Origin of the sequence: Salarchaeum sp. III (assembly GCF_036418315.1) — an archaeon.
Taxonomy (GTDB): Archaea; Halobacteriota; Halobacteria; order Halobacteriales; family Halobacteriaceae; genus Salarchaeum.
In genome coordinates this window covers 1-25,758 of the sequence record NZ_JAZHPG010000022.1, presented here as the reverse complement: position 1 = coordinate 25,758, position 25,758 = coordinate 1, and the positions used below count along the sequence as shown (strand labels likewise).

Sequence of the window (25,758 nt, the reverse complement as noted above, 5' to 3'; positions counted from 1 at the left end):
GTAAAAAGGTGGGTGTGGAAAATCATTTGTCTCTCCGTCGAGTACACTCGTGTATGAGTCAGGACGACGAGGAGCGCTTGGAGGAGCTTCGACAGCAGAAGATGGAGAAGATGAAGGAACAACAGCAGGGCGGCGCGCAGGGCCAGCAGGAAGCCCAGCAGCAGGCCCAGCAGCAGGCGGAACAGCAGAAGAAGGCGATGCTGCGGCAGTACCTCTCGGACGGCGCGCGGCGTCGGCTGAACTCGGTGCGGATGAGTAAGCCCGACCTCGCGGAGAGCGTCGAACAGCAGGTCGTGGCGCTCGGGCGCTCGGGCCGCATTCAGGACCAGCTCGACGAGGAGCAGATGAAGAGCCTGCTCCGCGAGCTGAAGCCGGACGAGCAGTCCTTCAACATCTCGCGCCGGTAGATGGAGCTCGCGCTCCTCTACAGTGGAGGGAAGGATTCGACGCTCGCAGCGCTGGTTCTCGAACGGTTCTACGACGTGACGCTCGTGACGGGGTCGTTCGGCGTGACGGACGACTGGGAGCACGCGCGGGACGCCGCCGAGCGCACGCCGTTCGACTTCCGGCGCGTGGACCTCGACCGCGAGGTCGCGCTGGACGCCGTCGAGCAGATGGTTTCCGATGGGTATCCCCGCAACGGCATCCAGATGGTTCACGAGCACGCGCTCGAAGTGGTCGCGTCGCTGGACGTGGACGCGGTGGCGGACGGCAGTCGGCGAGACGACCGCGTGCCCACCGTCTCGCGCGCCCAAGCGCAGAGCATCGAGGACCGCCACGACGTCCACTACCTCTCCCCGCTCTCCGGGTTCGGCCGGGGCGCCATCGACGACATGGTCGCGGAGTCGCTGGACGTTGAGTCCGGGCCGAGCGAGACGCTCGAAAAATCCGACTACGAGTCCGAACTCCGCGCCCTCCTCCGGACGGAGTTCGAGGACGCGTCCGTCTCGGACGTGTTCCCCGAGCACACGCAGACGCGGGTTCGGGACGTGCGGTAGCGGCGCCGGCGGCGAACGGAAGGCAGTGGTTTGAAGCGCGCGCCCGCCGAATCCCGGACTATGTACGACCGCTTGAAGGGATTCAGGGACTTCTATCCGCGGGAGATGCGGGCGCGGCGCGAGATCATCGACACCGTCGAGGATGTCGCCGCCCGGTACGGCTTCCGCGAGGTCGGGACGCCCGCGCTGGAGCGCACCCAGATGTACGTGGACAAGTCGGGCGAGGAGATCGAGGAGGAACTCTACTCCTTCACGGACCGCGGGGGCCGCGACGTGGCGATGACGCCGGAACTCACGCCGACGGTCGCGCGGATGGTCGTCGCGAAACAGCAGGAGCTCTCGAAGCCAATCAAGTGGTACTCCACGCGCTCGTTCTGGCGGTACGAGGAACCCCAGCAGGGCCGGTACAGGGAGTTCTACCAGACGAACGTGGACATCTTCGGGTCGAGCGAGCCGACGGCGGACGCGGAGGTCCTGGCTGTCGCGGCGGACGCGCTCACCGGCCTCGGTCTCTCCCCCGAGGACTTCGAGTTCCGGGTGAGCCACCGCGACATCCTCTCCGGCCTGCTCGCGGCGTTCGACGGCGACGTGGACACCACCGCGGCGATTCGCGCCGTCGACAAGTCGGACAAGATTTCGCGCGTCGAGTTCTTCGACCATCTCGAAGACGCGGGGCTCTCCCGGAGTGAGGCCGAGCAGTTCGCCGACCTCCTCGACTCCGACGACCTGGACGAACTCGTGGCGTTCGCGGGCGACGACGTGGCGGACGCCGTCGAGAACCTCCGGAACGTCCTCGACGCCGCCGAAGACTTCGGCGTGCGCGAGTACTGCGACATCTCGCTCGAAACCGCACGCGGCCTCGACTACTACACGGGCGTCGTCTTCGAGTGCTTCGACAGCACGGGCGAGGTGAGTCGGAGCGTGTTCGGCGGCGGGCGCTACGACGACCTCATCGAGTCCGTCGGCGGTCAGCCCACGCCCGCGGTCGGGTTCGCGCCCGGCCACTCCACACTTCCCCTGCTCCTGGAGCGCGCGGGCGTCCACCCGGACGAGGAGCTCCGCACGGACTACTACGTCCTCTCCGTGGGCGACACCCGGGACGTGGCCGCCCGTGTCGCCCGTGACCTCCGCGAGCGCGGGAACGTCGTCGAGTCCGACGTGTCCGACCGGTCGTTCGGCGCGCAGATGAACTACGCCGACAGCGTGAACGCCGACACTGTCGTCATCGTCGGCGAGCGCGACCTCGAAGACGGCAACGTCACGGTGAAGGACATGAAGTCGGGCGACCAGACGCAGGCCCCGGTGGACGACTTCCCGGGCGACCGTTCGAGCCCGACCTACGACGACTTCGCGTAGATGCGGGCGTTCCGGCTGGCGTACGACGGCACCCGCTTTCGGGGGTTCCAGCGCCAGCCGCACGGCGACACCGTGGAGGACGAACTATTTCGTGCGCTCCGCGCCCTCGATGTCTTCGAGGGCGAGAAACCGAACGGGTACGCGGCGGCCGGCCGGACCGATGCGGGCGTCTCCGCTCGCGCGCAGACGGTCGGGTTCGAGACTCCCGAGTGGTTGACGCCGCGCGCGCTCAACCCCGAACTCCCCGCGCACGTCCGGGCGTGGGCGTTCGCGGACGCGCCCGACGGCTTCCACGCCACCCACCACGCCCGGTACCGCGAGTACGTCTACCACCTCTACGCGCCCGACCTGGACGACGAGCGCGCCCGCGAGGCCGCCCGGCGGCTCGCCGGCGAGCACGACTTCCACAACCTCACCACCGACTCCGAGAACACCGAGCGCGACCTCTCGCTCTCCCTCGACCGCGACGACGACTACCTCGTGGTCACGGTACGCGCGGGCGGGTTCCCGCGCGGCCTGGTCCGCCGACTCGTCGCGCTCGTTCGCGATGTCGCCGCGGGCGGCTCGGACGCGCGCATCGACCGCGTGCTCTCCCCCGAGCCGCTCGACGGCCCGCTCGGCGTGCCGGCCGCGCCCGCCCACCCGCTCGTGCTCGCCGACGTGGGCTACGACCTCGACTTCGCCGTCGACGACCGCGCCGCGGCCGACTGCCGGGAGACCTTCGGGTCGCTCGCGGTCGAGCGCCGCACGCGGTCGCGGGTCGCGGACGCGCTCTACCCCCAATGAGACGGCCAGACCTCAGCCGCCTCCATTCCCGGCCGCAGTCCCCGTGATTCGAGGTCGGCGGCGAGCGCGTCCGCGTCCGGCCGCGGCACCGACTCCCTGGTGAGGTGCTGGACGAGAAGCGCGGCGAGCATCCCGTGCTCGCGGACGTTCCGCGCGTCCGTCTTGTCCCACGTGTCGGCGTGCGTGTGCCCCCATCCCCGGCCGCGCTCCGGCGTCACCGAGTGCAACTGGACCGCGGGTACCTCGCGCTTGAGGAACGGCCAGTGGTCGCTGAACGGGTGGAGCGCGCCCTCCACGGGTATCTCGCGGCTCGCGGCGTCCGCGACCGAATCGAGCACGCCCTCGAACGCCGGGGTGCCGTGCGTGAACGCCCGCATCGTCCGATACCGGCCGGCGCCGTCCACGTTCACGACCGACCGAATACTCTCGGCGTCGAGCCGGTCGGCGAGAGCGCTCGCGCCGAGCAGCCCGACTTCCTCGCCGCCGACGGTGACGACGCGGACGCGCGTATCGAGGTCCAGTTCCGCGAGGACGCGCGCCATCGCGACGGCGGTGGCGACGCCGCAGCCGTTGTCCAGCGCGGCCTCCGCGATGTCGTGGCCGTCGTGGTGCGCGAGCACGACCACCTCCTCCTCCGTTTTTGGGCCGAACACGCCGGTCGTGTTGTGTCCCTCGCCGGGCGCGGTGTCGGCGGAGACGGAGAGCGACACCTCGCCGTCGCGGTCGGCGTACTCGCGCAGCCACGCGCCCGTTTCCGCGGAGACGCCAACGGCGGGGACGGCGGCCTCCCGGTCGAGCCGCAGCGCGCCCGTCGGCGGCAACTGTCCCTGCTTGTGGTTCGCGAACACGAACGCGCTCGCGCCCGCCGCCACCGCGTGCCCGAACTTCTCCATCCGGTGGTAGAGCCGGTCCATCCCGGGCGGCGTCTCCGTCGACGCTACCACGACCTTCCCCGCCACGTCCGCCGCTTCGATTTCCTCCGGCGTGCCGTGGCCCACGTCCACTAACTCGTCGTGCACGTCTCCGCTCGGCGAGTAGGGGAGCGCGAGCGCCTCGAACGACCGCTCAACGGGACTTGTGACGCCGAACTCGGTGCTTCCGCGCCGCCACGCGTTCATCTCGAACGGTTCGACCGCGACGTTCCGTGCGCCCGCGTCCTCGAAGGCGTCCGCGACGAGGTCGGCGGCGCGGCGTTCGCCCGGCCGGCCGCTCATTCGGTCGCCGAGTTCCGCGAGGTCGCGGAGGAAGGTTCCGGGGTAGTCGTCCGCCCACAGCCGCCCGAACGCCTCGGGAGTCTCGACCATACGCGGGGTGTCGCGCGCCCGCCCGAAAACTACTGCCCCCGCCAGTCCGGTTTGCGAACTCTTAACAGGACTGACCGGTTGCGTTCGGCCATGAGCAGCGTGCCCGAGCGCACCGAGATCGAACAGGAGTACAAATGGGACCTGGAGAGCATTTACGCCACTGACGAGGCGTGGGAGGAGGCGTTCGAGACGGTGAAGGGCCGCCTCGACGACCTCTCGAACTACGAGGGACACGCCACCGAGGACGGCGACACCCTCCTCAACGTACTGGAACTCCGAGACGAAATCATGCGGGAGGTGGCGAAGGTGTCGTCGTACGCGCGGATGCGCTCCGACGAGGACACGCGCGACCAGGAGTATCAGGCGCTCTCCGCGCGGGCGTCCAGCCTCGTCTCGCAGGCGTCGAGCGCGGCGTCGTTCATCGAGCCCGCGATTCAGGAACTCAGCGAGGACGACATCGCCGACATGGTCGCGGAGACGGACGGTCTCGAGGAGTACGAGCACTACTTCGAGGACGTACTCCGGCAGAAGGATCACACGCGCTCCGCCGAAATCGAGGAACTCCTCTCGGAACTCGGGGAGGTGACGGGCGCGCCCGGTGACATCTACTCGATGCTGACGAACGCGGACATGACGTTCCCCACCGTCGAGAAGCCGAGCGGCGACGCGGTCGAAATCAGTCAGGGAAACTTCACCACCCTCCTCAAGAACTCCGATAGGGAGTTCCGCCAGACCGTCCACGAGTCCTACTTCGAGGAACTCGAATCAGTGCGGAACACGCTCGGGTCGACGCTGAAGAACAGCGTGAAGGCGGACGTGAAGACGGCGCAGGCTCGGTTCTACGATACCGCGCGGGAGGCCGCGCTGGACGACACGAACGTCCCCGTCGAGGTGTACGACAACCTCGTCGACACCGTGACGGACAACCTCGACAAACTCCACCACCACGCGGAACTCAAGCAGCGCCAGCTCGGCGTCGAGGAGCTGAAGCCGTGGGACTTCTACATGCCGCTCGCGGACACCGAAAGCCCCGAAATCACGTACGAGGGGGCGAAGGAGCACGTGGTGGAGGCGGTCGCGCCGCTCGGCGAGGACTACCAGAACCGCGTGGACGAGGGGCTCGAATCCCGCTGGGTGGACGTGTACGAGAACCGCGGGAAGCGCTCGGGCGCGTACTCCGGCGGCACCTACGACACCCAGCCGTTCATCCTGATGAACTATCAGGACGACATCTCCTCGATGTACACGCTCGCCCACGAACTCGGGCACAGCCTCCACAGCCAGTACACGGGCGAGGAGCAGCCGTACGTCTACTCGCACTACGACATCTTCGTCGCGGAGGTCGCGTCCACCGTGAACGAGGCGCTGCTCACCCAGCACCTCCTCGACACCGTGGAGGACGACGCGTTCCGCCGGCACGTCCTCAGCGAGTACCTCGAACGCTTCCGCTCCACGCTCTACCGGCAGACGCTGTTCGCGGACTTCGAGCACAGGATTCACACGCTCTCCGAGGAGGGCGAAGCGCTCACGCCCGACCGGATGGACGAGGTGTACGGCGACCTGAAGGAGTCCTTCTACGCGCCCGCCGAGCTGGACGACCACATCCGCCGCGAGTGGATGCGCATCCCGCACTTCTACTACAACTACTACGTCTACCAGTACAGCACGGGCATCTCGGCGGCGGTCGCGCTCAGTCAGGACATCCTCAGCGAGGGCGAGGACGCCGCGCGGCGCTACCGCGAGTTCCTCGCGATGGGGAACCGCGAGTACCCGCTCGACGCCCTCCGGCACGCCGGCGTCGACATGACCTCGCCGGAGCCGATCGAGTCCGCGATTTCGGTGTACGGCGACTACCTCGACCAGATGGACGACCTGGTGTAACGACCCAAAGGAACTTCTACGCGCGGGCCATACTGGCGGCCAACAGGATGTCCCGCAGCCCATCTCTACCCGACCGGCCGACTCTCGACGTGGACCCCGATTCGTCCCCGGACGAGCGGCTGGACGCTCTCAGATCCCACTACGAGGAGATACTGACGGTGAACGACCAGCTCGAAGACCAGTTGGCGTCGGTTCGCGACCACCAGCAGGAGCTCCGGGAGCGCGTGGAGGACCTCCAGCGGGAGAACGAGACGCTGAAGACGGCGTCGCTCTACATCGCGACGGTCGAGGACTTGAACGACGACGGCGCCATCCTCCAGCAGCACGGAAACAACCAGGAAGTCCTCACGGACGTGGGCGACCGGCTCCGCCAGAAGCTGGAGGTCGGCGACCGCGTCGCCATCAACGACTCCTTCGCGGTGCAGCGCGTGCTCGACGACGAGACGGACGCCCGCGCGCAGTCGATGGAGGTGGACGAGTCCCCGACCGTCGAGTACGAGGACATCGGCGGCCTAGACGAGGAACTCCGCGAGGTCCGGGAGGCCGTCGAGGACCCGCTCCTGAACGCGGAGCAGTTCGAGGAGGTCGGCGTGGAGCCGCCGAGCGGCGTGCTCCTGCACGGCCCGCCCGGCACGGGGAAGACGATGATGGCGAAAGCCGTCGCGAACGAGACCGACGCGACGTTCATCAAGATGGCGGGCTCGGAGCTCGTGCAGAAGTTCATCGGTGAGGGCAGTCGGCTGGTTCGCGACCTGTTCGACCTCGCGGAGCAGCGCGAACCCGCCATCATCTTCATCGACGAAATCGACGCTGTCGCCTCGAAGCGCACGGACTCGAAGACCTCGGGGGACGCCGAGGTCCAGCGGACGATGATGCAGTTGCTCTCCGAGATGGACGGGTTCGACGAGCGCGGGGACGTGCGCATCATCGCGGCGACGAACCGCTTCGACATGCTCGACGAGGCGATTCTGCGCCCCGGCCGGTTCGACCGCCTCATCGAGGTGCCGAACCCGGACGCGGAGGCGCGCTCGCGCATCCTCGCCATCCACACGGACGACATGAACCTCGCCGAAACCGTGGACTACGACGCGCTCGCGGAGCAGACCGAGGAGTTCTCCGGCGCGCAGCTGGAGAGTCTCTCCACCGAGGCGGGGATGTTCGCGATTCGGGACGGTCGCGACGAAGTGACGATGCGGGACTTCGAGGACGCGCTCGATAAAATCAAGCGCAACGCGGAGGACGACTCGCCCGGTCACTCCGTGTACGTCCAGTAGCCGTCCGATAACCGACACCCCTTATTTCGCGCGGACGTTTCTTCCCGTATGAGCCGTATTCGTATCGCGTGGGGGACCGGGACGGCGCCCACGGAGATGGCGGCGTACGACGCCGCGCTGGCGGACGCGAACCTCCACAACTACAACCTCGTCACCGTCTCCTCGGTCATCCCCGCGGACGTGCCCGTCGAGGTGGCGGGGACCGCGCCCGACCTCGGGCCCGCCGGGAACCGATTAACCGTCGTGGAGGCCCACGCGAGCGTTGCCGGTCCGAGCCGCGCGAGCGCCGGTCTCGCGTGGAGTCGCGGCGAGGATGCCGGACCGGGATTGTTCTACGAGGCGTCCGGCGAGACGGACGCGGACGAGATAGCCCAGGTGGTGCGCACGGGCCTCGACGCCGGCCGCGACCTCCGCGACTGGGCGTTCGCCGGCGAACAGGTGGAGACCGCGACCGTTGCCGCGGACGCCGGCGAATACGCGTCCGCGGTGGTTCTCGCCGCGTACGGCGACAGCACCCCACTCTGTTGACGGCCGAGCATTGCCCATTTATGCACGGGTCTCCTACATTAGGTAGATTGCTGTGAGTCGTTCGCGAACCACGCCAGTAATCGCACACTCATGACAGGCCACGTATACCAGCTCTCCGCGAACTTCGACCTTCCGCTCGAGGACTTAGAGGACTATCTCGACAATCCCGACCTTCCGCCGGAAGTCGAGGACCTCGAAATCGACCGTCGGAACCGCATGCTCTTCATCAAAGCCGTCGCGGCCGACGAGTCCCTCAGCAAGTACACGCCGACCGCCCAGTTGAAGGCGAAGGTCGAGGAGAAACGCATCTACGACCAGGACGAGGAGGAACGCCAGTGGGCGCGCCGGAACGACGAGGAGGACGAAATCACGTCAGAGCTCGTCGAGTACGCGAGCTTCTCCGGTGACCTCGAGACCGTCCTTCAGAACACCGCCGTCCGCTACCCGATGTTCCTCCTTCTCCGCGACATCGCGCTGCTCGACGTGGAGGGCACCCTCACCGCCATCACCGCGGACGAGGCGGAGGACGAACTCCAGGCGACCCGGGTCGTTGACGGGGAAGCCCGACGCGCCGCGGTCGAAGTCGTCGAGCAGTCCCAGGCGAACGGGAACGGTAACGGGAACGGCGGCGTCGACTGGCGCGGCAACGAGTACATCAACTAGTTCGCCCCGGGACGAAGGCTTATCCGCCATCCCGCCCTAACCCGGGTATGAACGGGAATACGCCGTACGCCGGGCCGGACACGCCGGACGCGCCCGCCGCGGACCTCTCGCCCGCGCAGCACCGCGCGCTCCGCGACAGCCTCTCCCGCATCGCGTCCCGAACCCGGGACTTCCTCCCCGACGAGTACGTCGTCGGCTCCGAGGTGAACCAGGGGTCGAACGGCCCGCAGGCCACCGTCGCCGTCCGTCCCCCCATTGGGAACCCGGTCTCCGCGGGGTTCACGCCCGATTTCGACGAGGCCGAGGACACCGAACTCATTCCGTCCGCGGAACGCGACGAGGTGGCGCAGGGGCTCGCCGCGAGCGCCGCCCTCCAGGTGAAGGCCGCGCTCGCGAACGCCGATATCGACCCGCCTGCACGATAAAAACCAGTTTTTCTACGCGTTCGCGTGCGGCGGCACGCCGAACAATCCGTACGCGACGAGCGCGAGCGCACCGAGACTCCCCGCGCTCACGCCCGCTATCGTCGACGCGCCGACCGACCGTCCGAGTACGCCCCCCGCGAGCAGCAGGAGCGGCACCCCCAACAGCACGAGGTCGTACACTGACACCCTGACCGCGGAACCGAGCACGCGGTCGAGCGGTGACGGTCCCTCACTGGACGGTACAGCCTCGCCAGTCTTCGTGTCAGGTCGATACATCGTATGCGGATATATGGCGTCCACGAAACTCAAAATTACGGCCCGGAGGGAGACGTGAAGCGGCCGACCGCTTCTACTCCGCGTTCGTTCGTGCTCGCGGCTTCGCCGCTCGCGTGTTCGGCGAGCCCTCGCTTCGCTCGCCATGTTTCCGCTTCGCTTGCGCTCAGCGGTCGACTGTTCGGCGGCGCGTAGCGCCACCTCGGCTCGCGTCTCGCTGGCGCTCGCGCTCGCTCGTTCGGTGGAACCTCGCTACGCTCGGCTCCACCTACTTCCCCCAGAATGGGTCGCGGTTCCGCCGCTGGTCGACGAACATCGAGAGGGCTTCGCGTTCGTCGGCCGGAATCTCCTCCGCGAGTTCCTGCTCCAGTACCTTCGCGTGTTTCTCGGGGAGGTCGACCCAGAGTTCGTCGCCTTCCTTGATGTCGCGGCCGACGGTCGGGCCGTCGATGGAGACGCTGACTCTGTTGCCGGCGCGCACCTCGTCCACGTCCTCGCCCTGTTGCTGGATGCCCTTGACGACGCCGACGCGTTCGAGTTCGTTCCCGTCGAACGTCCCGACGGGCGTGTTGCGCTTGAGGGTGCCGGAGAGGACTTCGACGCCGACGACGGCGGGGTCGGACTGCCGGAAGACGTGGTCTTCGAGGATGCGGAAGCGCGCGGGCCGGCGGATGTTCTCGAAGACGGCTTCCTTCTGCTGGCGTTCGATGGCGTCGACGTGTTCCTCGTAGCTCTCGACGAGCTGGTAGATGACGTCGCTCTCGAAGAGTTCGACGCCGTCCTCCTCGGCGCGCTGTTCGGCGTCCGCGAGCACGTCGACGTTGAACCCGAGGATGCAGCGGTGGGTGTCCTCGTCGGCGGTGGTCGCCATGGCTACGTCCCGGGGCGCGATGTCGCCGACTTCCGCGCGCATGATGGGGATTTCGGCTTCTTCGAGGGCGTTCGCGAGCGCTTCGAGGCTGCCGAGCGTGTCGGCTTTCACGACGACGCCCTCCTCCTCGGTTTCGACCGCGATTTCCGCGAGTTCGGCCTCGACCTCGTCGATGACGTCCTGGAGCGGGCGGTCGCGCACGACGCGGACGGGCGCGCCGGCCATCGCGTCGTCCAGGTCGGGTGCGGCTATCTTCACACCCGTCGCGGCGGAGAGTTCCTCGACGTTCTCGAATCGTTTTTCAGTTCGTATCTCGGCGAGCGGCTGGGGTTTCAGGAGCGCCCTGACCTCGGTGACGATGGTCTCGTTCAGGCCGCCGACGACGATGGTGTCGTCCTCGCGGACGGTGCCGTCGTAGAGGATGACGTCCACGGTCGTCCCGAACCCCTGTTCTTCCTTCACCTCCAGCACCGTCCCGGCTCCGGGCCCGGTCACGTCCACCTCCATGTCCTCCTTCATGTAGCGCTGCGCGAGCCCCATCAGGACGGTGAGGAGGTCGGGGACGCCCTCGCCGGTCTCGGCGGAGACGGGGATGACGCCGATGTTGTTCTGGAAGTTCTGGAGCCGCCAGTAGAGGTCGCTGGAGAAGCCGTGGTCGGAGAGTTCGCCGATGAGTTCGTAGAGCGCCTCGTCCAACTGCTGGCGCACTCTGTCCGATTGCGCCTCGTACGTCTCCTGGACGGGCGCGTCCTCGTGCGGCCGCCAGCCCGGAATCGTGTCTATCTTGTTCGCCGCGACGACGAACGGCGTCTGGGTCTCCTGGAGGATGCGGATGGCTTCCTCGGTCTGCGGCTGGAAGCCGTCGTTCACGTCCACGACGAGGATGGCGATGTCGGCGAGCGCGCCGCCGCGCGAGCGCAGCGTCGTGAACGAGTGGTGGCCGGGCGTGTCGATGAACAGCAGGCCGGGGAGGTCGAAGCTCTCCGGGTCGATGAGGCTGCCCGCGACCTCCGACACCACGTCGAGCGGGACGGCGGTCGCGCCGATGTGCTGCGTGATAGCGCCGGCTTCGCCCTCGATGACGGCCGACCCTCGAACCTTGTCGAGGAGGCTGGTCTTTCCGTGGTCGACGTGTCCGAGTACGGCGACGATGGGCGTACGGAGGTCGCCGGGTTCGGACGCAGAGTGTTCCTGAGACATGGTGTAACCCCGAAAACGGTTGTTACGTGTGAAGAGCGCGTTCGTCGGTTTAAGGCTCCCGGAATACGGGACTTCGGCCGCCCCGCGGGCTTTATGTGGATTCGGCAACCAGCGAGGATTATGGCCGACATTCTCGCCGAGAACCTCTCCGGGAAAGCCGTGATGGGGTCTGACGGAACCGAACTCGGAATGCTGTACAACATCACGATGAACCTCAAGACGGGCGAACTCGTGGACTTGCTCGTCGAACCGAACGAGGAACTCACCACGACCCTCGACTTCTCGCGGGACGACCGCGGCCACTACGAGATTCCCGTCGGCCGCGTGCAGGCGGTGAAGGACTACATCGTCGTCCGGCGATAGTGCGCGTCCTCGACTCCTCGGCGTTCATCGCGGGGTACGAGACGGACGACGACGTCGCTACGATTCCGCTCGTGCGCGAGGAACTCACCGACACGTCCACGTATCGGTTCGACGCGATGGAGGGCGGCGGGATGCGCGTCCACGTCCCGGACGAGTCCGCCGTGAGAACCGCCAGGAAGGCCGCCCGCCGCACCGGCGACCTGGACACGCTCTCCGACACCGACCTCCGGTTGGTCGCCGCCGCGCACGAACTCGACGCCGTGCTCGTGACCGACGACTACGCGATGCAGAACGTCGCGTCCGAACTCGGCGTCGACGTGGACGCCGTCCAGCAGGAAGGTATCACGGAGAAACGCGAGTGGGTGTTCCAGTGTCAGGGCTGCGGGCGGACGTTCGACGACGACCGCGAGCGCTGTCCGGTCTGCGGGAGTTCGCTCACCCGGAAGAACCCGCGTTAGCGGGAATCGAGCCCGAGATAGACGAGCTGTCGGAGCACTTCCTGCTCCGTGAGGCCGTGTTCGCTCGCGAGGCGCTCTATCTCGGCGACCACCTCCTCGTCGTAGACGGCGGACAGCTTCCGACCCATAAATGAGGAATTATGACACGGGAATATAAGCGTCCGCCAGCCGCGCGTCCGCTCCGCGTCAGACACCTATGTAGACGAGGAGGAACTGGATAGCGTTGTAGAGGCCGTGCGCCAGTATCGGCGCGACGAGGTTTCGCGTGCGGAGGTATATCGCGCCGAGCACGAGCGAGATGCAGAACAGCTGCGTGAGTGAGGCGGCGACGGCGAGCGCGGGCGCGGTCGCGTACGCGAACACGTGCACGCCGGCGAACACCGCGCTCGCCACCACGACCGCCAGCCGGGGCGAGTAGTGGTCGTAGAGCGTTCGCTGGACGAACCCGCGCGCGAGCAGTTCCTCGCCCGGCGCGACGAACAGGACGGAGACGACGGCCATCACGAGCGCGATGGTCGGGTTCGCCTCGATGCGCTCCTGGACGCCGTGGCTCGCCGACGGAACGTTCAGAACGGCCGTGAGGACGCTGAACGCCCAGAGCAGGCCGAGCATCGCGACGCCCGCGGCGAGGCCGATGCCGACGGTTCGGAGGCTCGGACGGTCGAGGTCGAAGAACGCCCAGTCCCTGCCACGGGCGCGAACCGCGGCGACCGCGACCGCACCGATGACGACGCTCGCGAGCGCGGACTGCACGCCGTACGACAGGCTCTCGGGGACGCCAGCGGTGGCGGCCGCGCCGACCGCGCCCGCGACCGACCCGAGGAGGACGGCGGCGAGGCTGACGAGCGCGACGCGCGCCGTCGTCGCGTACGCGTCGAACCCCGACATCACTCCACGCGCAGCGACGGCGTCCCCGGGAGCGACTCGTCGCCGCGGAGGAGGCCGCGTGCGGCCTTCTTCCCCCACTCCACGGCGGGCTGGGTGAACGTCTCGACGCCGTACAGTTCGCCGGCGAGCACGCACGCGGCCTCCATCCCGTAGAGGAGGCCGCCGACGCTCTCGGGGTCGAGCGCGTCCAGTTCCACGCGGACGCTCGGACACCCGGATTCCGCGAGGCTCGCCTCCGTCGCGCGGAACTCCGCGTCGAGCAGGCTCCCGAGGCTCTCGCCGTCGAGGTAGTCGAGGCCGTCGAGGTCGCTCGACGGAATCGGCACGTCCGGTCGGTCGCGCAGGGTGACGAGGCTCACCATCTTGTCGCGGGGGCCGGCGCGGTACAGTTGGAGCTGGCTGTGCTGGTCGGTCGCGCCGAGCGCGCGAACCGGCGTCTGCCCGAGACCGTCCTTCCCCAGGCTCTCCGCCCAGAGTTGTGCGAACCACTCCGCGAACGTCTCCAGGCCCTCGGCGTACGGCATCACGGCGTTCACGCCCGCGCCTCGGATGTCGAGCGCGTACGCGGTCGCGCCGTACGCGTATGCGGGACAGTCGAACAGGCTTCCCGACAGCGAGTCGCGTTCTTCGCGCGCGCCCGAAACGACACCCTCGATGTCCACGCCGGCGAGCGCCGCGACCGGCAGGCCGACCGTGGAGAGCGCGGAAAACCGGCCCGGGACGCCCTCCGGCACCGAGAGCGCGGGGAGGTCGTGGGCGTCCGCGAGGTCGCGGAGGTTTCCGTCGGGGCCGGTGGTGACGAACGTGCGCGCGGTCCAGTCGACGCCCGCGTCCGACATCGCCTCCCGGACCACGAGGAAGTTCGCGAGCGTCTCCGCGGTCGTTCCCGAGCGCGACACCACGTGCAGTACGGTCTCGGAGAGGTCGACGCTGTCGAGGAGGTCGCGGACGCCCTCGGGGTCGACGTTGTCGAGGAATTCCGTGCGGGTGTCGTCGCCGAGCGCGTCACAGAGCGCGGCCGCGCCGAGCGCGCTCCCGCCGATGCCCACGGTGAGAACGGTCCGGGCGTCGGCGAACGGTTCGACGGCCGCCCGAATCTCGTCCGTATCGACCGTGTTCGGGAGGTTCAGCGCGGCGTACCCGAACTCGCCGTCGTCCATCCCGGTCGCGATCGTGTCGTGTGCGTCCGCCACGCGGTCGTCCAGTCGATCCAGCGCGGCCCGCGGAATGCCCGGCGTCGCCACCTCGTCCAGTGCGTTCCCCACGTCGACGTTCATACTCGAAGTCCCGGCGGCCGCCGCCTTAACGCCCGCGCTCTGCCGCCGCGAGCGAAACCCCGAAAAGCCGTCGTCCCCCAGTACGGGTATGAGCGAGAAGTCCGGCACGTTCCTCGTGACGCACGCGGACGACGACTCCGCGGTGCTCGCGGACGTCCGCGACACCCACGTCCACACCCTCTCCTCGAACCCCGGCGTCGAGGTCGGTGAGGTGCTGGAGGCGACGGTGAGTCCCGACCCGCCGATGGAGGTGACGTGGTCCGTCACGGCCGTCGAGGAGCGAACGCAGATTCCGGTCGAGCGGAGCGACGAGCGACCGACGACGCAGGCGTACGACCTCCACGCCGACCTCGCGGAGGGCGACGTCACGACGACGGAGCGCGCGGGCACCGGCGAGGTGCACGTGCTCGCCGTGCCGCCCGCGCAGACGGAGGACGCGGTCGCGGACGTGCTGGACGACCAGGCGACGCTGGAGCGCGCAGCGCGCCTCGACGTGAATCGCGTCGAAATTCGCTTCGACGCCGACGAGGGCGTCGTGAGCGTGCGCTACCTCCCCTGAAGCCGTCCCTCCAGTTCTCGCGAGATGCGGTCGAGTCGCGTCGTCCCGAACCACGCCACGAGCAGGCCGCCGAGCGCGTTGTACGCGAGGTCGACGATGGCGTCCTCGAGGCTGTACACCACGAGGAGGGGGCGAAAGCCGAACGCGATGGCGAGGTCGCGCGCGACGAACTCCGCGGTCTCCCAGAGCACGCCGAACCCGAGCGTCACGACGACGAGGAGGACGCCGACGAACGGCGGCGGGAGGTAGATGTCCTCCGTGTGGAGGTCGACGGCGTGGACGGCGGCGTACGCGGCGCCGGCGACGACGCTCGCGGAGACCGTGTGCGTGAGGTGGTCCCACCACACGATGGAGTCGTAGAGGCCGAGCATGCCGATGGAGTGCAGGAGAACGGCGACCGTCACCCAGAGCGCGGGGAGCGGGCCGAGGACGACGCCGTAGTCGCGCTCGAGGACGTTCGGGGCGAGCGTCACGAGCAGGCCGAGGAGGGCGTTCACGGCGACGCTCGGGTTCCGCGTCACGACGCCGACGACGAACACGAGCGCGACGAGCGCCTGAAGGGCGTGCACGAGTCTGCGGACGGTTCGAACCACTACCCTCGGTTTGGACTGACCCGCACTTAAGCGTCCGCGAAAGCGCTAAGTTCTGTTCTCTCGTAAGCGACAGTATCATGATGGCGACGACGCACGCGCTCGTCGGGCTGGCGATAGCGGTACTCGTGGCGCCGGACGCCGCGCCCGCCGTCCTCGCCGCCGGCTTCCTCGGCGGCGCGTTCCCCGACTTCGACCTGTACGCCGGCCACCGCAAGACCCTGCACTTCCCGGTGTACTACGCGCTCCTCGCGCTCCCGTTCGGCCTGCTCGCGGCGGTCGCGCCCGGCACGTGGACGCTCGCCGCCGCGCTGTTCGTGGTCGCGGCCGCCGTGCACTCCGCGATGGACGCCTTCGGCGGCGGCCTCGAACTCCGGCCGTGGGAGGGAACGAGCGACCGCGCCGTCTACGACCACTTCAACGGCCGCTGGCTCCCGCCGAAGCGCTGGGTGCGCTACGACGGCGCACCCGAGGACCTCGGACTTGCCGCGGTCGCCGCCGTCCCCCCGATACTCGTGCTCTCCGGCGGTCTCGAACTCGTCGCGGTCGGCGCGCTCGCCGTCTCCGCCGTCTACGTGCTCGTGCGGAAGCCGATGGTCGCCGTCGCGGAGTGGCTGGTCGCGCGCACGCCGCCGACCGTCCTCGACTACGTCCCCGAGCGGTTCGTTCAGGACCTGTAACGCGTCCCGAAAACTCAACCCTTATCCACGGGGATTGCGCAAATCGAACGTATGCCATCGTTCGAGGTCCCGGAGGTGGACTTCAGCCGGTACTCGAACCGCCAACTCCTCGTGCCGCCGCTCGCCGCGCTCCTGGTGGCGTTGGTGGTTCTCGCCGGCGCGTTCGCCCTCACCGGGACGCCGGTCCCGCTCGGCATCGAGTTCACCGGTGGGACCGAACTCACCGTCACGTCCCCCGCACAGCAATCAGCCGTCGTCTCGGCGTTCAGCCAGCACCCGCCGGAGTCCGTTCGCGCCATCCCCTCGCGGCCCGACACGTACGTGTTGACGTTCCAGGCGGAGACCGGACAGACGCAGGCCGCGCTCCAGGACTACATCCGTCAGCGCATCTCCGCGTCGTCCGTCCAGATGGAGCTCGAAGGCCTCCGCACCACGTCCGCGACGTTCGGCGCGAACAACCAGGAGTTCGCGCTCATCGGTATGCTTATCGCCTTCGGCGGAATGAGCGTCGTCGTGTTCGCGCTGTTCCGGTCGTTCGTTCCGAGCTTCGCCGTGGTTGCGTCCGCGTTCAGTGACATCGTGATTCCGCTCGCGCTCATGAATCTCTTCGGTATCCCGCTCTCGCTTGGGACGGTCGCCGCGCTCCTGATGCTCATCGGGTACAGCGTCGACTCGGACATCCTCCTCACGAACCACGTGCTCCGGCGCTCCGGGAGTTTCTACGAGAGCGTCGACCGCGCGTTCAAGACCGGTGCGACGATGACCGTCACGTCGCTCGTCGCGATGATCGTGATGACCATCGTCGCGTACGCGTTCGGCATCGAACTCCTGAGCTCCATCGGGATGATACTCGCCTTCGGCCTCGCGACCGACCTGATGAACACCTACATGTTGAACCTCAGCCTGCTTCGCTGGTACAAGTACGAGGGGGTGTCGCGATGATTCGCGAGAACTGGCGCATCGTCCTCCTCTGCGTGCTCGTCGTCGGCAGCGGCATCGCGCTGTTCGCGCCCGGCGTCGCCGGGAACAACGCTGGCACGGCGGCCGCCCAGCCGACCAACCTCCAGTACGGAATCCAGCTCGACGGCGGCACCCGAATCCGCGCGCCCGTCACCGGACTGACGGCGACCGTCGACAACGTCACCGCCGATAACCAACTCGACGTACAGAACACCGTCGCGAGCGAACTCGGCCTCGAACAGAGCCAGGTGCGCGCGCGCACCAACCTCGACACGGTCGAAGTGTACGCTGCCGTGAACGAGACGCCGTTCCGTGACGCGCTCGCGGCGACGAACCTCTCCGTGACCGATGTCCGGGCCGGCGTCACCGACCCGACGCGCGCGACCATCGTGGACGTCCTCCAGGACAAACTCGACCAGACGGGACTCGGCGGGACGACCGTCCAGCAGATTCAGTCCTCGCAGACGGGCGATCACTACATCCTCGTGGAGGTCCCGGGACAGAACGTCTCCGACGTCCGTCAGCTCGTCACCGAGCGCGGGAGCGTCCGGCAGGACGCGTACTTCCCGCGGAACGACTCGATGGTGAACGAGACGGTGCTCACGTCGAGCGACCTCAAGTCCGCGAGCATCGGCACGCCGTATCGCAGTCAGACGCTCGGCCCGGTGGTTCCGGTGACGCTCACGGAACCGGTCGCGGAGGACTTCGCGGCCGCGATGCGGAACTACGGCTTCACGTCGAGCCAGGGCATCAGTAACTGTCAGTACCGGTCGAGCCCGAACGCGACCCAGTACTGCCTGCTCACCGTGAACGACGGGGAGGTCGTCTACTCGTCCTCGATGGGCGCGGACCTCGCGCAGAGCATGGAGACCGGTGACTTCGTGAAGAACCCGCAGTTCGTGATTCAGGCGGACTCGATGGAGGAGGCCCGCCAGCTCCAGATCGACCTGCGCGCGGGCGCGCTCCCCTCGACGCTCAACCTCGACCAGGGAACGACCTACTACATCTCGCCGAGCCTCGCGGAGCGGTTCAAGCCGCTGTCCTTCCTCACTGGACTCATCGCGGCGCTCGCGGTCGGCGTCGTGGTCTACCTCCGGTACGGGGAGGCCCGGGTGGCGGTGCCGATGGTGGCGACCGCGCTCTGTGAGGTCGTCGTCCTGCTCGGGTTCGCGTCCCTCACGCAGTTGGCGCTCGACCTCTCGCACATCGCGGGGTTCATCGCGGTCATCGGAACGGGGGTGGACGACCTCATCATCATCGCTGACGAGGTGATGACGGAGGAGGTGTCGTCCAGTCGGGTGTTCCAGAACCGGTTCCGGAAGGCGCTCTGGATCATCGGCGCCGCGGCGGCGACGACCATCATCGCGATGAGTCCGCTCGCGTTCCTCAGCCTCGGCGACCTCCGCGGGTTCGCCATCGTCACCATCCTCGGCGTCCTCATCGGCGTGCTGGTGACGCGGCCGGCGTACGGTGACATCCTCCGGCGCCTCCTCACGGACAACCGGTAACCCCAACGTCTTTTCTGTGACGCCCGCTACTGGCGGGCATGAACGCTCGCCGCGCCGCCGCCAGTTCCACTATCAGCGTCACGGGACTCGCGGCTATCGCCGTCGTCCTCGTGCACGTCGTCACGGTCGGCCCGCCGCTCGTAGGATTGACGGTGGCGGCGCTCGGCGCGGCCGTCGGCCTCGCCGTCGTCGCGCTCGGCTACCTGGTGTACCGCTTCGAGTTCACGGTCCGCCAGACCGTCCGCATCGCGGCGTGGAACCTCCTCGGCGTCGTCGTCATCGCGCTCGCGCTCGCCCTCATCTACGCCTACCACAGCGCGCTCGGGTCGCCGCCGCCGGCCGCCGTGTTCTCCGGGACTGTTCTCGTGGCCATCAGCTCTCTCGCGCACGTCCTCATCGGCATCAACGACGCGCGCCGCATCCGCGCCGGCGCGCTCGAACGCGAACGCCGGAAGCTCTCCGTGCTCTCGCGGCTGGTCCGCCACGACCTCCGCACCATCAGCCAGTACCTGTACGGGGACGCGAGCCGTGCTCGCGCCGCGGACACCCAAGAGGAACGCGACGCGGTCGCGGACGACATCGCGGAGACCGCGGCCGACCTCGGCGGTCTCCACGACAACCTCCAGACGCTCCGCGAACTCGTGGAGACGGTGGGCGCGAACGCCGCGCCCGTGGACGTGACCGACCTGGTCGCGGACGCGGTGGTCGGCGTGCGCGAGGACTATCCGGACGCCGACATCGACGTTGACGTGCCGGAGTCCGCGTCGGCGACGGCGGGCGAGTACGTCACGGACGCAGTGCAGGAACTCGTGGAGAACGCGATAGAGCACACGGACGGCGCCGTCGAGGTGGTCGTCACGCGCGAGGACGGCTGGGTGACGGTCGCCGTCTATGACGAGGGCGCGGGCGTGCCGGAGAGCGAGCGCGAAATCGTGCTCGGGGAGCGCGACATCACCCAGTTGCGGCACGCGAGCGGCCTCGGTCTCTGGGTGGCGAAGTGGGTGGCGGACGCCTACGACGGCGACCTGTCCTTCGACGAGGACGCCGTTCGCTTGCGGTTCAGAAGTCGCTGAGTTTCGCGTCCGTCGTTCCCGTGGCGTCCCGGTCGAACTCCGCGAGTTCCACGAACTCCAGGCCGGAATCCCGGAGCGCGCGCCGCACGCGTTCCGAGGCGGAGGGCGCGACAAGCATTCCGCGGACTTCGTCGTTGTCCTCGTAGAGCGAGACGTACCGCTTCAGTTGGTCGAAGTGGTTGAGCGTCGCCTGGATGCGCTTCACTTCGACGACGACGGGGTTCCCCTCGGCGTCGGTGGCGAAGAAGTCGATGAAGCCGTACTTCGTCTCGCGTTCGTGTTCGACGATTCGCAATCCGTCTTCGAGTTCGTCCGGGTGGGCTTCGATGTAGGCGTGCATCTCGTCCTCGGTGCCGGACTCCTCGTACTCGGCGGCGTCGTCCGCGTCGTAGCGCGTGACGCCGTACGCCTCGATGAGCCGGACTTCGACGCGTTCGCGGGGGTTGACGCGGCGCGCGACGACGACGAGGTCGCCGTCGGATTCGCGGGCGGAGACGGTGCCGCCGGCGGGCATCCAGTTCACGGGCTTGTGGCCGTCCGGCTGGTGAACGAGGAGGGTGCCGTCGGGCTTGCAGACGAGGAGGCGGTCGCCCGGGCCGAGGTAGCCCGACGTGCGGCCGTCGTACTCGACCTCGCACTCGGCCTGCAGCGTCACTATCGCGCCCTCGTGCAGTCCCGTCTCCACGACGTTCGCGAGCGTCTCCGCGTCCGGCGTCTCGTGGTGCTCGGCCGCCATTCATCGACCGATGGCGCGCGGCCCGCTTAAGGCGTGCGTTCGACGCTACAGCTAACTCCGTTCGCGTCCAACGCCACGCCGTGCAGGTGACGCTGTTCGGTTACGAGTTCACGCTCGACCTCGACTACGTCGACGCCCCCGCGTCCGCCGTCCGCGAGCAACTCCGGGCGTACGAGGCGGGCGAGCGCGAGTCCTTCGACCTCGAAATCGACTACCCCAGCGGGTTCACGGGCGACGTGATGCGCGCGATGGCCGACATCCCGTCCGGCGAAACCAGAACCTACGGCGACCTCGCCGCGTCGCTCGACACCGCCGCGGTCGCGGTCGGGCAGGCCTGCGGCCGGAACCCCGTCGCCGTGGTCGTGCCCTGTCACCGCGTCGTCGCCGCAGACGGCGGTCTCGGCGGGTACTCCGCGAGCGGGGGAACCGAGGCGAAACGCCGCCTCCTCGAACACGAGGGCGCGCTAGAACTCGGAGAGCGCTGACTGCTCGGCCGCCGCCAGCACGTCGTCGCACGTGCTCCACGACGCCCGCGCACAGTCCGGGATGATGCCGTGCTCCCCCACGTACTTCGCGAGGAACTCTCTCGTCCGGGGGTCGCTCGGATAGCCGCTCCCGACGTCGCTGTACTCGCTGGATAGCTCGGCGACGTGCGCGTCCCGCGCGACCTTCGCGACGACGCTCGCCGCCGCCACGAGAGCGTAGGCCTCGTCCGCGCCGTGTTCTGCGGTCACGTTCACGTCGGTGTTCGCGGCCTCGCGGACTCTGCCGGCGAACCGTTCCTCGGAGGTGTCGCCGGCGTCCACGATACCGCGTCCCTCGGCGTCCGCGGCGTCGATGGCGGCCGCGTGCGCGTCCACCGTGAGCGTGTTCATGTCCGTCGCGGGGTCGTCGATGCGCTCGACGGGTATCTCGGCGACACCCACGCGAACGCCCTCGGCGTCGCGGAGCGCGGCGTCGAGGTCGTCGCGTCGCGCGGGACTGAGTTTCTTCGAGTCGCGGAGGCCGTCCGGGAGCGCGTCGGCGTCGGCGACGACGCACGCGGCGAACATCGACCCGAGAACGGGCCCCTTCCCGGCCTCGTCCACGCCGAACCTATACATTGAGGAAGAACTCGTCGCGCTCGAACGGTTCGTCCTCTCCCTCCACCGATACCACGTCGAGCGCCGTCACGACCGCGTCGGTGTCGAGGAGTCCGGCGAGGCTCGGGTTTGTTCTCCCCTCGTCGCCGCTCACGAGTTCCTTGATGTAGAGGCCGCCCTCGCCGAGCACTTCGACGGTCGCGTGCGTGTCGTCGTCGAGGTCGCCGGAGATGTCGAGCACGCGGCGCTCCCGGACCTTGTCGGCGCGGCGGTGGGAGACGCGCTCGGGCGTGCGCTGCTCGATGGTCGCATCTTCCAGGTCGTCGAGCGCGCCCGCGAACGCCTCGGCGTCGACCGGGGACGCGAACTCGATTTCGGCCCGGTAGGTCTTGTCCGCGTCGAGTTCCTTCACGCGCTCGACCATCTCGTAGGTCGCGAGCTGCAATCCCTCGACTTCGGCCTTCCCGCCCGCGAACGCGTTGATTTCGTCCTCGAGGTCGTCGGCGTCGAGCAGGCGCTTCTTCGGGTTCTTCACCTCGACGACGAACGGCCGGCCCGTCCCGAGCATCAGCGCGTCGATGTCCTCCCTCCCCGCGCCGTGGAACTTCGACTCCGTACCCTCCATTGCGTCCTCCACGACGGGCGCGGTCAACTGCTCGACGCTTAATGGGTACTGGTAGCCCGTGCCCTTACAGGTCGGACACACCTCGTCGCCGCGCAGCCCGCCGCCCCCGCAGTCGCCACACGGCCACTCCGTCTGCGGGATGCCGCGCGCGAGCTTCCGATACCGCCCGTAGACGAACGCCGGGTTCACCTGCACGTCCACCGCGTCGTCGGCGAGGTTCACGACCGCGAGCACGTCCGGCCGGTCGAAGTCCACGTCCGCGCCCGTCTTCTGCCCGAGGCGCTTCCCGACCTCCCGGTTGAACTCCGACTTGAACGCCTCACCCGCGTCCGCGTCGAGGCCTGCGGACTCCCGGAGGAGTTGTTCGTTCTCCTCCACGAGCGGCGGTGTCTTCGTCCCGACCTGGTAGGACGCGAACTCGGTCTCCGCGAGTTCGTCCGCGATGCGGTCCGCCCACGCGTCGAACTCGCCCGACAACCCCTCGCACACCCAGCAGTCCTCCGCGGGTTCGTACGGGTCGTCGTCCTCGATGGCGGCCGCCGTCCGCAACGCGCGGCCGCGCTCGCGGTTCGTCAACCCGAAACTCCGGTCCGCGAAACACCGCCCCAGACACGGGTCGCAGACCGGGCCCTCGGCGACGACCGCGCGCGCGTCCTCGATAACACTCATACCTCGGGTTTCGGCCGGACGCACACGTAGCCCTTTCGACGCACCTTTCCACTCCGGAGCGAACCCGGACGTATGCGCGAATTCATCGTCCTCGGCCACGACGCCCCCACGGACGCCGAGTTCTCCCTCGATTCTCTCCCGAACGCGGGCCGCCTCGACCTCCTCTGTCGCTGCGTCGGCGCGAGCCTCTTCCTCAGCCACGACATCCGCGACGCCGTTCAGGTCCATCTCGTCCTCCGGGACGAACTCACCGTGCGCTTCGACTCGCGACACCTCCGGAACGCCCGGCCCGACGAGCGCAACCTCGCCGGCCTCGTCCGGAACGCCCTCGACCACAAGAACGAAGCCATCGGCCACCGCGAAGCCGAACCCAGCCCCGGCGTCCACATCTCGAAACGCGGCTTCGAACCGACGCTGCAGGCGGTCGCCGAGCGCGCCACGGTCGTCCAACTCCACGAGGACGGCCAGCCACTCGTCGACGCCGAACCCCCCGAACACCCCGCGTTCGTCCTCTCCGACCACAACGACTTCACCGACGACGAAGCCGCCCTCCTCGCCAGCGAAGCCGACCAGCGCGTCCGCGTCGCCCCCCACGCCATCCACGCCGACCACACCATCACCGTCGCCAACAACTACCTCGACACCGACGCCTACACCACCTACTAGGCCGCTTCGGAAGGGTTAAAGGCGAACGAGTCCGTACGAGAACATGCGGGCCGGTGGGGTAGCTTGGTATCCTTCGGCCTTCGGGTGGCCGTAACCACGATTCAAATTCGTGCCGGCCCACTTCTCCCGCAATCTTCTCTCGACAAGCGGTGACGCTGACCTTCGGGTGGCCGTAACCGCGTTCCCACGAGCGAAGCGAGTGGGAGCACGTGGAGCTTCGCTCCACGGAGATTCAGTAATTCGTGCCGGCCCACTTTTCCCGCAATTCGTTCTCGGCGAGCGACGGGTCTCGTGAGCGGTCTGTTTATCTGGGATGGCGGCGGAGGGTGGGGTATGGATGCGGATTTGTTGAGCGCTGATGCCGCGGTAGAGCGGCGGGACGAGGTGGTGGCGGCGGTGCGTGAGCATGCGGGCGAGATGGCGCGGTCGCTCGCGAGATTGGACGGCGGCGAGTACGGGCGGCGGTCGTTCCGCGTGAACGGCGGCGAGTGGACGGTGAAGTACGAGGACGGCGGCCTGGATTTCTTGCGGTTCGAGGGGAAGGCGGGGTTGGACGTGTACGTCGTTTCCACGAAGCGCGACCCGGAGCCGGAGCCGTTGGCGCGGGCGATGGAGCACTACGACGGTCTCGTGCGGGCGTTCGACGAGTACGTGGCGTCGATGCGGGGGACGCTCGACGAGGTGTCGACGGAGTTCCCGGAGCCCGCGTCCACGGCAGAGATCGTGGCGGAGCGCGACCGTATCGTCTCCGAGATTCGGGACGTGGCGGACCGGATGGCGGGGGAACTCCATCGGTACGACGGCGGTGATTACGGGTCGTTCGCGAGCCGGGTTGCGGGGACGCGCTGGGAGCTCAAGTTCGCGGAGGGTCGCGCGTCCTACTTGCGGGCGGGTGACGTGTACCTCGTGGGGCAGTACGGGCCGCCGTCCGCGCCGGACGTGCGCCAGCACGCGCCGGACGTGCCGCTGTTCGTGGAGGCGTACAACGACCACGTTCGGGAGCTGAGCGAGTCGCTGGAAACGGTCTCGTTCTGACACCACAATTACTTTCTCCCGCGTCCGCCTGCGACCGTCCATGACTGCCGACGAGGAGCTGGCGTGGGAGACGCGGAGCCGGGAGGTGGCGTACTCGTGTCCCGGGTTCGACGTGGTGCGCGAGGACGTGGTCCTCCCGGACGGCACGCGGACCGACTTCGATTACCTGAGCGAACCGCCCGCGGTCGTGGTGTTGCCGTTCACCGACGACGGCGAGGTCGTGGTTATCGAGGAGTGGCGGCAGGCGGTCGGGCGCGTGAACCGCGGGCTCCCCGCGGGTGGCACCGAACCCGAAGACGCGACCGACCTGGCGGCCGCCGCGCGCCGCGAACTCCGCGAGGAAACCGGCTACGAGGCCGACTCGCTGGAACCGCTCACCACCGTCGAACCGGCGAACGGCTACGCGGACTCGGTCCACCATCACTTCGTCGCGCGCGGCTGCACGCCGACCGCGGAACAGGACCTCGACCACGACGAGTCTATCCGCGTCGACACCGCGGCGTTCGATGACCTCGTCGCGGCCGCGGCGGCGGGCGACCTCCGCGATGCGCGCACGGTTGTCGGCGTCCTCACCTACCACGTCTCCTGAGCGAACGCCGCCCACGAGAGGTACTCGCCGAACCGCCGCGGCGTCCCGTACCGTTCGTCCGGGTCGGCCGCGAGCGCTGTCTCCACGACCCCCCGGAGGTCGTCCGGGACGGGGCGGTCGACCATACTGTCGTCGAATTCGCCGTTCTGGGGCGGCTGACCGGTGAGCGCGTGGTGGGTGAGCGCGCCGAGTCGGTACACGTCGCCCGCTGGCGTGGGCTCCGTCTCGGGCGGCGCGTACGGGTCGTCGCGGTTCGGCCACGCCGACGCGGCGAGCGTCCCGAAGCCCGCGTCGCGCACCTTCGCACTGTCCTTGGTGAGCGCGACGGTCTCGGGCCGGAGGAAGCCGTGCGGACGGTTCAGTCGCGCTAGCGCGTCCGCCGCGCTCGACACCGCGCGGAGTCCGCGGTCGCGGGCGGGCACCTCCCCGAACCCGGACACC

The 25,758-nt window shown here is 68.5% G+C and carries 30 protein-coding genes, 1 tRNA gene and 1 pseudogene; 21 read left to right on the top strand and 11 right to left on the bottom strand.

Features of this window, described 5'->3' with window-relative positions; all coding sequences use genetic code 11:
* Positions 1-53: 53 nt before the first annotated feature.
* The 4 genes from U3A55_RS05375 to truA are packed head-to-tail and all read left to right on the top strand — an operon-like array spanning position 54 to position 3,140.
* Positions 54-407, top strand: a complete 354-nt coding sequence (locus U3A55_RS05375) for a DNA-binding protein (protein ID WP_330990448.1) — start codon at positions 54-56, stop codon at positions 405-407.
* Complete coding sequence (locus U3A55_RS05370; protein WP_330990447.1) at positions 408-998, top strand: DUF7411 family protein; 591 nt, start codon at positions 408-410, stop codon at positions 996-998.
* Between the two features lie 60 nt (positions 999-1,058).
* On the top strand, positions 1,059-2,354 hold the full coding sequence (gene hisS / locus U3A55_RS05365) for a histidine--tRNA ligase (protein WP_330990446.1): 1,296 nt from the start codon (positions 1,059-1,061) through the stop codon (positions 2,352-2,354).
* Positions 2,355-3,140: a tRNA pseudouridine(38-40) synthase TruA gene (gene truA, locus U3A55_RS05360; RefSeq protein WP_330990445.1), complete on the top strand. Its 786-nt coding sequence runs from the start codon at positions 2,355-2,357 to the stop codon at positions 3,138-3,140.
* Here the strand turns inward: truA and U3A55_RS05355 are convergent.
* Complete coding sequence (locus U3A55_RS05355) at positions 3,128-4,444, bottom strand: M28 family metallopeptidase (RefSeq protein WP_330990444.1); 1,317 nt, start codon at positions 4,442-4,444, stop codon at positions 3,128-3,130. The genes truA and U3A55_RS05355 overlap by 13 nt on opposite strands.
* Before the next feature lie 90 nt (positions 4,445-4,534).
* Between U3A55_RS05355 and pepF the strand changes: the two genes are divergently transcribed.
* From pepF to U3A55_RS05330, 5 genes are all read left to right on the top strand, one after another.
* The gene (gene pepF / locus U3A55_RS05350) at positions 4,535-6,325 is read left to right on the top strand and encodes an oligoendopeptidase F (RefSeq protein WP_330990443.1); all 1,791 of its coding nucleotides are present in this window, start codon (positions 4,535-4,537) and stop codon (positions 6,323-6,325) included.
* Positions 6,326-6,372: 47 nt separating this feature from the next.
* Positions 6,373-7,599: a proteasome-activating nucleotidase Pan2 gene (gene pan2, locus U3A55_RS05345; RefSeq protein WP_330990442.1), complete on the top strand. Its 1,227-nt coding sequence runs from the start codon at positions 6,373-6,375 to the stop codon at positions 7,597-7,599.
* 48 nt (positions 7,600-7,647) lie between these two features.
* On the top strand, positions 7,648-8,127 hold the full coding sequence (locus U3A55_RS05340) for a pyruvoyl-dependent arginine decarboxylase (protein WP_330990441.1): 480 nt from the start codon (positions 7,648-7,650) through the stop codon (positions 8,125-8,127).
* A gap of 90 nt (positions 8,128-8,217) precedes the next feature.
* Positions 8,218-8,790: a DUF7110 family protein gene (locus U3A55_RS05335; RefSeq protein WP_330990440.1), complete on the top strand. Its 573-nt coding sequence runs from the start codon at positions 8,218-8,220 to the stop codon at positions 8,788-8,790.
* 47 nt (positions 8,791-8,837) lie between these two features.
* Positions 8,838-9,215: a DUF5811 family protein gene (locus U3A55_RS05330; RefSeq protein WP_330990439.1), complete on the top strand. Its 378-nt coding sequence runs from the start codon at positions 8,838-8,840 to the stop codon at positions 9,213-9,215.
* Positions 9,216-9,227: 12 nt separating this feature from the next.
* On the opposite strand, the gene U3A55_RS05325 is transcribed toward U3A55_RS05330, so the two are convergent.
* Both U3A55_RS05325 and infB read right to left on the bottom strand, forming a co-directional pair.
* On the bottom strand, positions 9,228-9,491 hold the full coding sequence (locus U3A55_RS05325; RefSeq protein WP_330990438.1) for a hypothetical protein: 264 nt from the start codon (positions 9,489-9,491) through the stop codon (positions 9,228-9,230).
* A 265-nt stretch (positions 9,492-9,756) separates the two neighbouring features.
* A complete protein-coding gene (infB, locus tag U3A55_RS05320) occupies positions 9,757-11,559 on the bottom strand; it encodes a translation initiation factor IF-2 (protein WP_330990437.1) in 1,803 nt (600 codons plus the stop codon).
* A gap of 120 nt (positions 11,560-11,679) precedes the next feature.
* Between infB and U3A55_RS05315 the strand changes: the two genes are divergently transcribed.
* Entirely contained in the window at positions 11,680-11,922 is a 243-nt protein-coding gene (locus tag U3A55_RS05315; protein WP_330990436.1) for a PRC-barrel domain-containing protein, read from the top strand.
* The gene (locus tag U3A55_RS05310; RefSeq protein WP_330990435.1) at positions 11,922-12,380 is read left to right on the top strand and encodes an NOB1 family endonuclease; all 459 of its coding nucleotides are present in this window, start codon (positions 11,922-11,924) and stop codon (positions 12,378-12,380) included. The genes U3A55_RS05315 and U3A55_RS05310 overlap by 1 nt, the downstream gene beginning before the upstream one ends.
* Here the strand turns inward: U3A55_RS05310 and U3A55_RS05305 are convergent.
* The 3 genes from U3A55_RS05305 to U3A55_RS05295 are packed head-to-tail and all read right to left on the bottom strand — an operon-like array spanning position 12,377 to position 14,545.
* On the bottom strand, positions 12,377-12,508 hold the full coding sequence (locus U3A55_RS05305; RefSeq protein ID WP_330990434.1) for a hypothetical protein: 132 nt from the start codon (positions 12,506-12,508) through the stop codon (positions 12,377-12,379). The two genes, U3A55_RS05310 and U3A55_RS05305, sit on opposite strands and share 4 nt — an antisense overlap.
* A 58-nt stretch (positions 12,509-12,566) precedes the next feature.
* Complete coding sequence (locus U3A55_RS05300; RefSeq protein ID WP_330990433.1) at positions 12,567-13,268, bottom strand: CPBP family intramembrane glutamic endopeptidase; 702 nt, start codon at positions 13,266-13,268, stop codon at positions 12,567-12,569.
* A complete protein-coding gene (locus U3A55_RS05295; RefSeq protein WP_330990432.1) occupies positions 13,268-14,545 on the bottom strand; it encodes a glucose-6-phosphate isomerase in 1,278 nt (425 codons plus the stop codon). Before U3A55_RS05295 ends, U3A55_RS05300 begins: the two co-directional genes overlap by 1 nt.
* Positions 14,546-14,633: 88 nt before the next feature.
* On the opposite strand from U3A55_RS05295, the gene U3A55_RS05290 reads away from it, so the two are divergent.
* On the top strand, positions 14,634-15,104 hold the full coding sequence (locus U3A55_RS05290) for a DUF5812 family protein (protein WP_330990431.1): 471 nt from the start codon (positions 14,634-14,636) through the stop codon (positions 15,102-15,104).
* Here U3A55_RS05290 and U3A55_RS05285 read toward each other — a convergent pair.
* A complete protein-coding gene (locus U3A55_RS05285; protein WP_330990430.1) occupies positions 15,092-15,697 on the bottom strand; it encodes a hypothetical protein in 606 nt (201 codons plus the stop codon). The genes U3A55_RS05290 and U3A55_RS05285 overlap by 13 nt on opposite strands.
* A gap of 77 nt (positions 15,698-15,774) precedes the next feature.
* Here U3A55_RS05285 and U3A55_RS05280 point away from each other — a divergent pair, with 77 nt between their 5' ends.
* From U3A55_RS05280 to U3A55_RS05265, 4 genes are read left to right on the top strand one after another with little or no spacing between them, the layout of a single operon-like run.
* Positions 15,775-16,374 carry a metal-dependent hydrolase gene (locus U3A55_RS05280; RefSeq protein WP_330990429.1) on the top strand — a complete coding sequence of 200 codons (600 nt, stop codon included), beginning with the start codon at positions 15,775-15,777 and terminating at the stop codon, positions 16,372-16,374.
* 51 nt (positions 16,375-16,425) lie between these two features.
* Entirely contained in the window at positions 16,426-17,316 is an 891-nt protein-coding gene (secF, locus tag U3A55_RS05275) for a protein translocase subunit SecF (RefSeq protein WP_330990428.1), read from the top strand.
* A complete protein-coding gene (locus tag U3A55_RS05270; RefSeq protein ID WP_330990427.1) occupies positions 17,313-18,842 on the top strand; it encodes a preprotein translocase subunit SecD in 1,530 nt (509 codons plus the stop codon). Before secF ends, U3A55_RS05270 begins: the two co-directional genes overlap by 4 nt.
* A gap of 38 nt (positions 18,843-18,880) precedes the next feature.
* Entirely contained in the window at positions 18,881-19,915 is a 1,035-nt protein-coding gene (locus U3A55_RS05265) for a sensor histidine kinase (protein ID WP_330990426.1), read from the top strand.
* Here the strand turns inward: U3A55_RS05265 and nucS are convergent.
* The gene (gene nucS / locus U3A55_RS05260; RefSeq protein ID WP_330990425.1) at positions 19,902-20,651 is read right to left on the bottom strand and encodes an endonuclease NucS; all 750 of its coding nucleotides are present in this window, start codon (positions 20,649-20,651) and stop codon (positions 19,902-19,904) included. The genes U3A55_RS05265 and nucS overlap by 14 nt on opposite strands.
* A gap of 80 nt (positions 20,652-20,731) precedes the next feature.
* Here nucS and U3A55_RS05255 point away from each other — a divergent pair, with 80 nt between their 5' ends.
* Positions 20,732-21,136: a methylated-DNA--[protein]-cysteine S-methyltransferase gene (locus U3A55_RS05255; protein WP_330990424.1), complete on the top strand. Its 405-nt coding sequence runs from the start codon at positions 20,732-20,734 to the stop codon at positions 21,134-21,136.
* Here the strand turns inward: U3A55_RS05255 and rnhB are convergent.
* Both rnhB and U3A55_RS05245 read right to left on the bottom strand, forming a co-directional pair.
* The gene (rnhB, locus tag U3A55_RS05250) at positions 21,116-21,754 is read right to left on the bottom strand and encodes a ribonuclease HII (protein ID WP_330990423.1); all 639 of its coding nucleotides are present in this window, start codon (positions 21,752-21,754) and stop codon (positions 21,116-21,118) included. The genes U3A55_RS05255 and rnhB overlap by 21 nt on opposite strands.
* On the bottom strand, positions 21,747-23,027 hold the full coding sequence (locus U3A55_RS05245) for a tRNA pseudouridine(54/55) synthase Pus10 (protein ID WP_330990422.1): 1,281 nt from the start codon (positions 23,025-23,027) through the stop codon (positions 21,747-21,749). Before U3A55_RS05245 ends, rnhB begins: the two co-directional genes overlap by 8 nt.
* 72 nt (positions 23,028-23,099) lie before the next feature.
* On the opposite strand from U3A55_RS05245, the gene trmY reads away from it, so the two are divergent.
* The 4 genes from trmY to U3A55_RS05225 all read left to right on the top strand — a co-directional run bounded on the left by trmY (position 23,100) and on the right by U3A55_RS05225 (position 25,317).
* Positions 23,100-23,693 (top strand): tRNA (pseudouridine(54)-N(1))-methyltransferase TrmY, encoded by a 594-nt coding sequence (gene trmY / locus U3A55_RS05240; protein WP_330990421.1) that lies wholly within the window; start codon positions 23,100-23,102, stop codon positions 23,691-23,693.
* Between the two features lie 47 nt (positions 23,694-23,740).
* A tRNA-Pro gene (locus U3A55_RS05235) sits at positions 23,741-23,813 on the top strand.
* A gap of 213 nt (positions 23,814-24,026) precedes the next feature.
* Complete coding sequence (locus tag U3A55_RS05230) at positions 24,027-24,728, top strand: hypothetical protein (protein WP_330990420.1); 702 nt, start codon at positions 24,027-24,029, stop codon at positions 24,726-24,728.
* Positions 24,729-24,768: 40 nt separating this feature from the next.
* A complete protein-coding gene (locus U3A55_RS05225; protein WP_330990419.1) occupies positions 24,769-25,317 on the top strand; it encodes an NUDIX hydrolase in 549 nt (182 codons plus the stop codon).
* Here U3A55_RS05225 and U3A55_RS05220 read toward each other — a convergent pair.
* Positions 25,302-25,758: pseudogene (locus U3A55_RS05220) on the bottom strand (hypothetical protein); the annotation flags it as partial. The gene U3A55_RS05225 and the pseudogene U3A55_RS05220 sit on opposite strands and share 16 nt — an antisense overlap.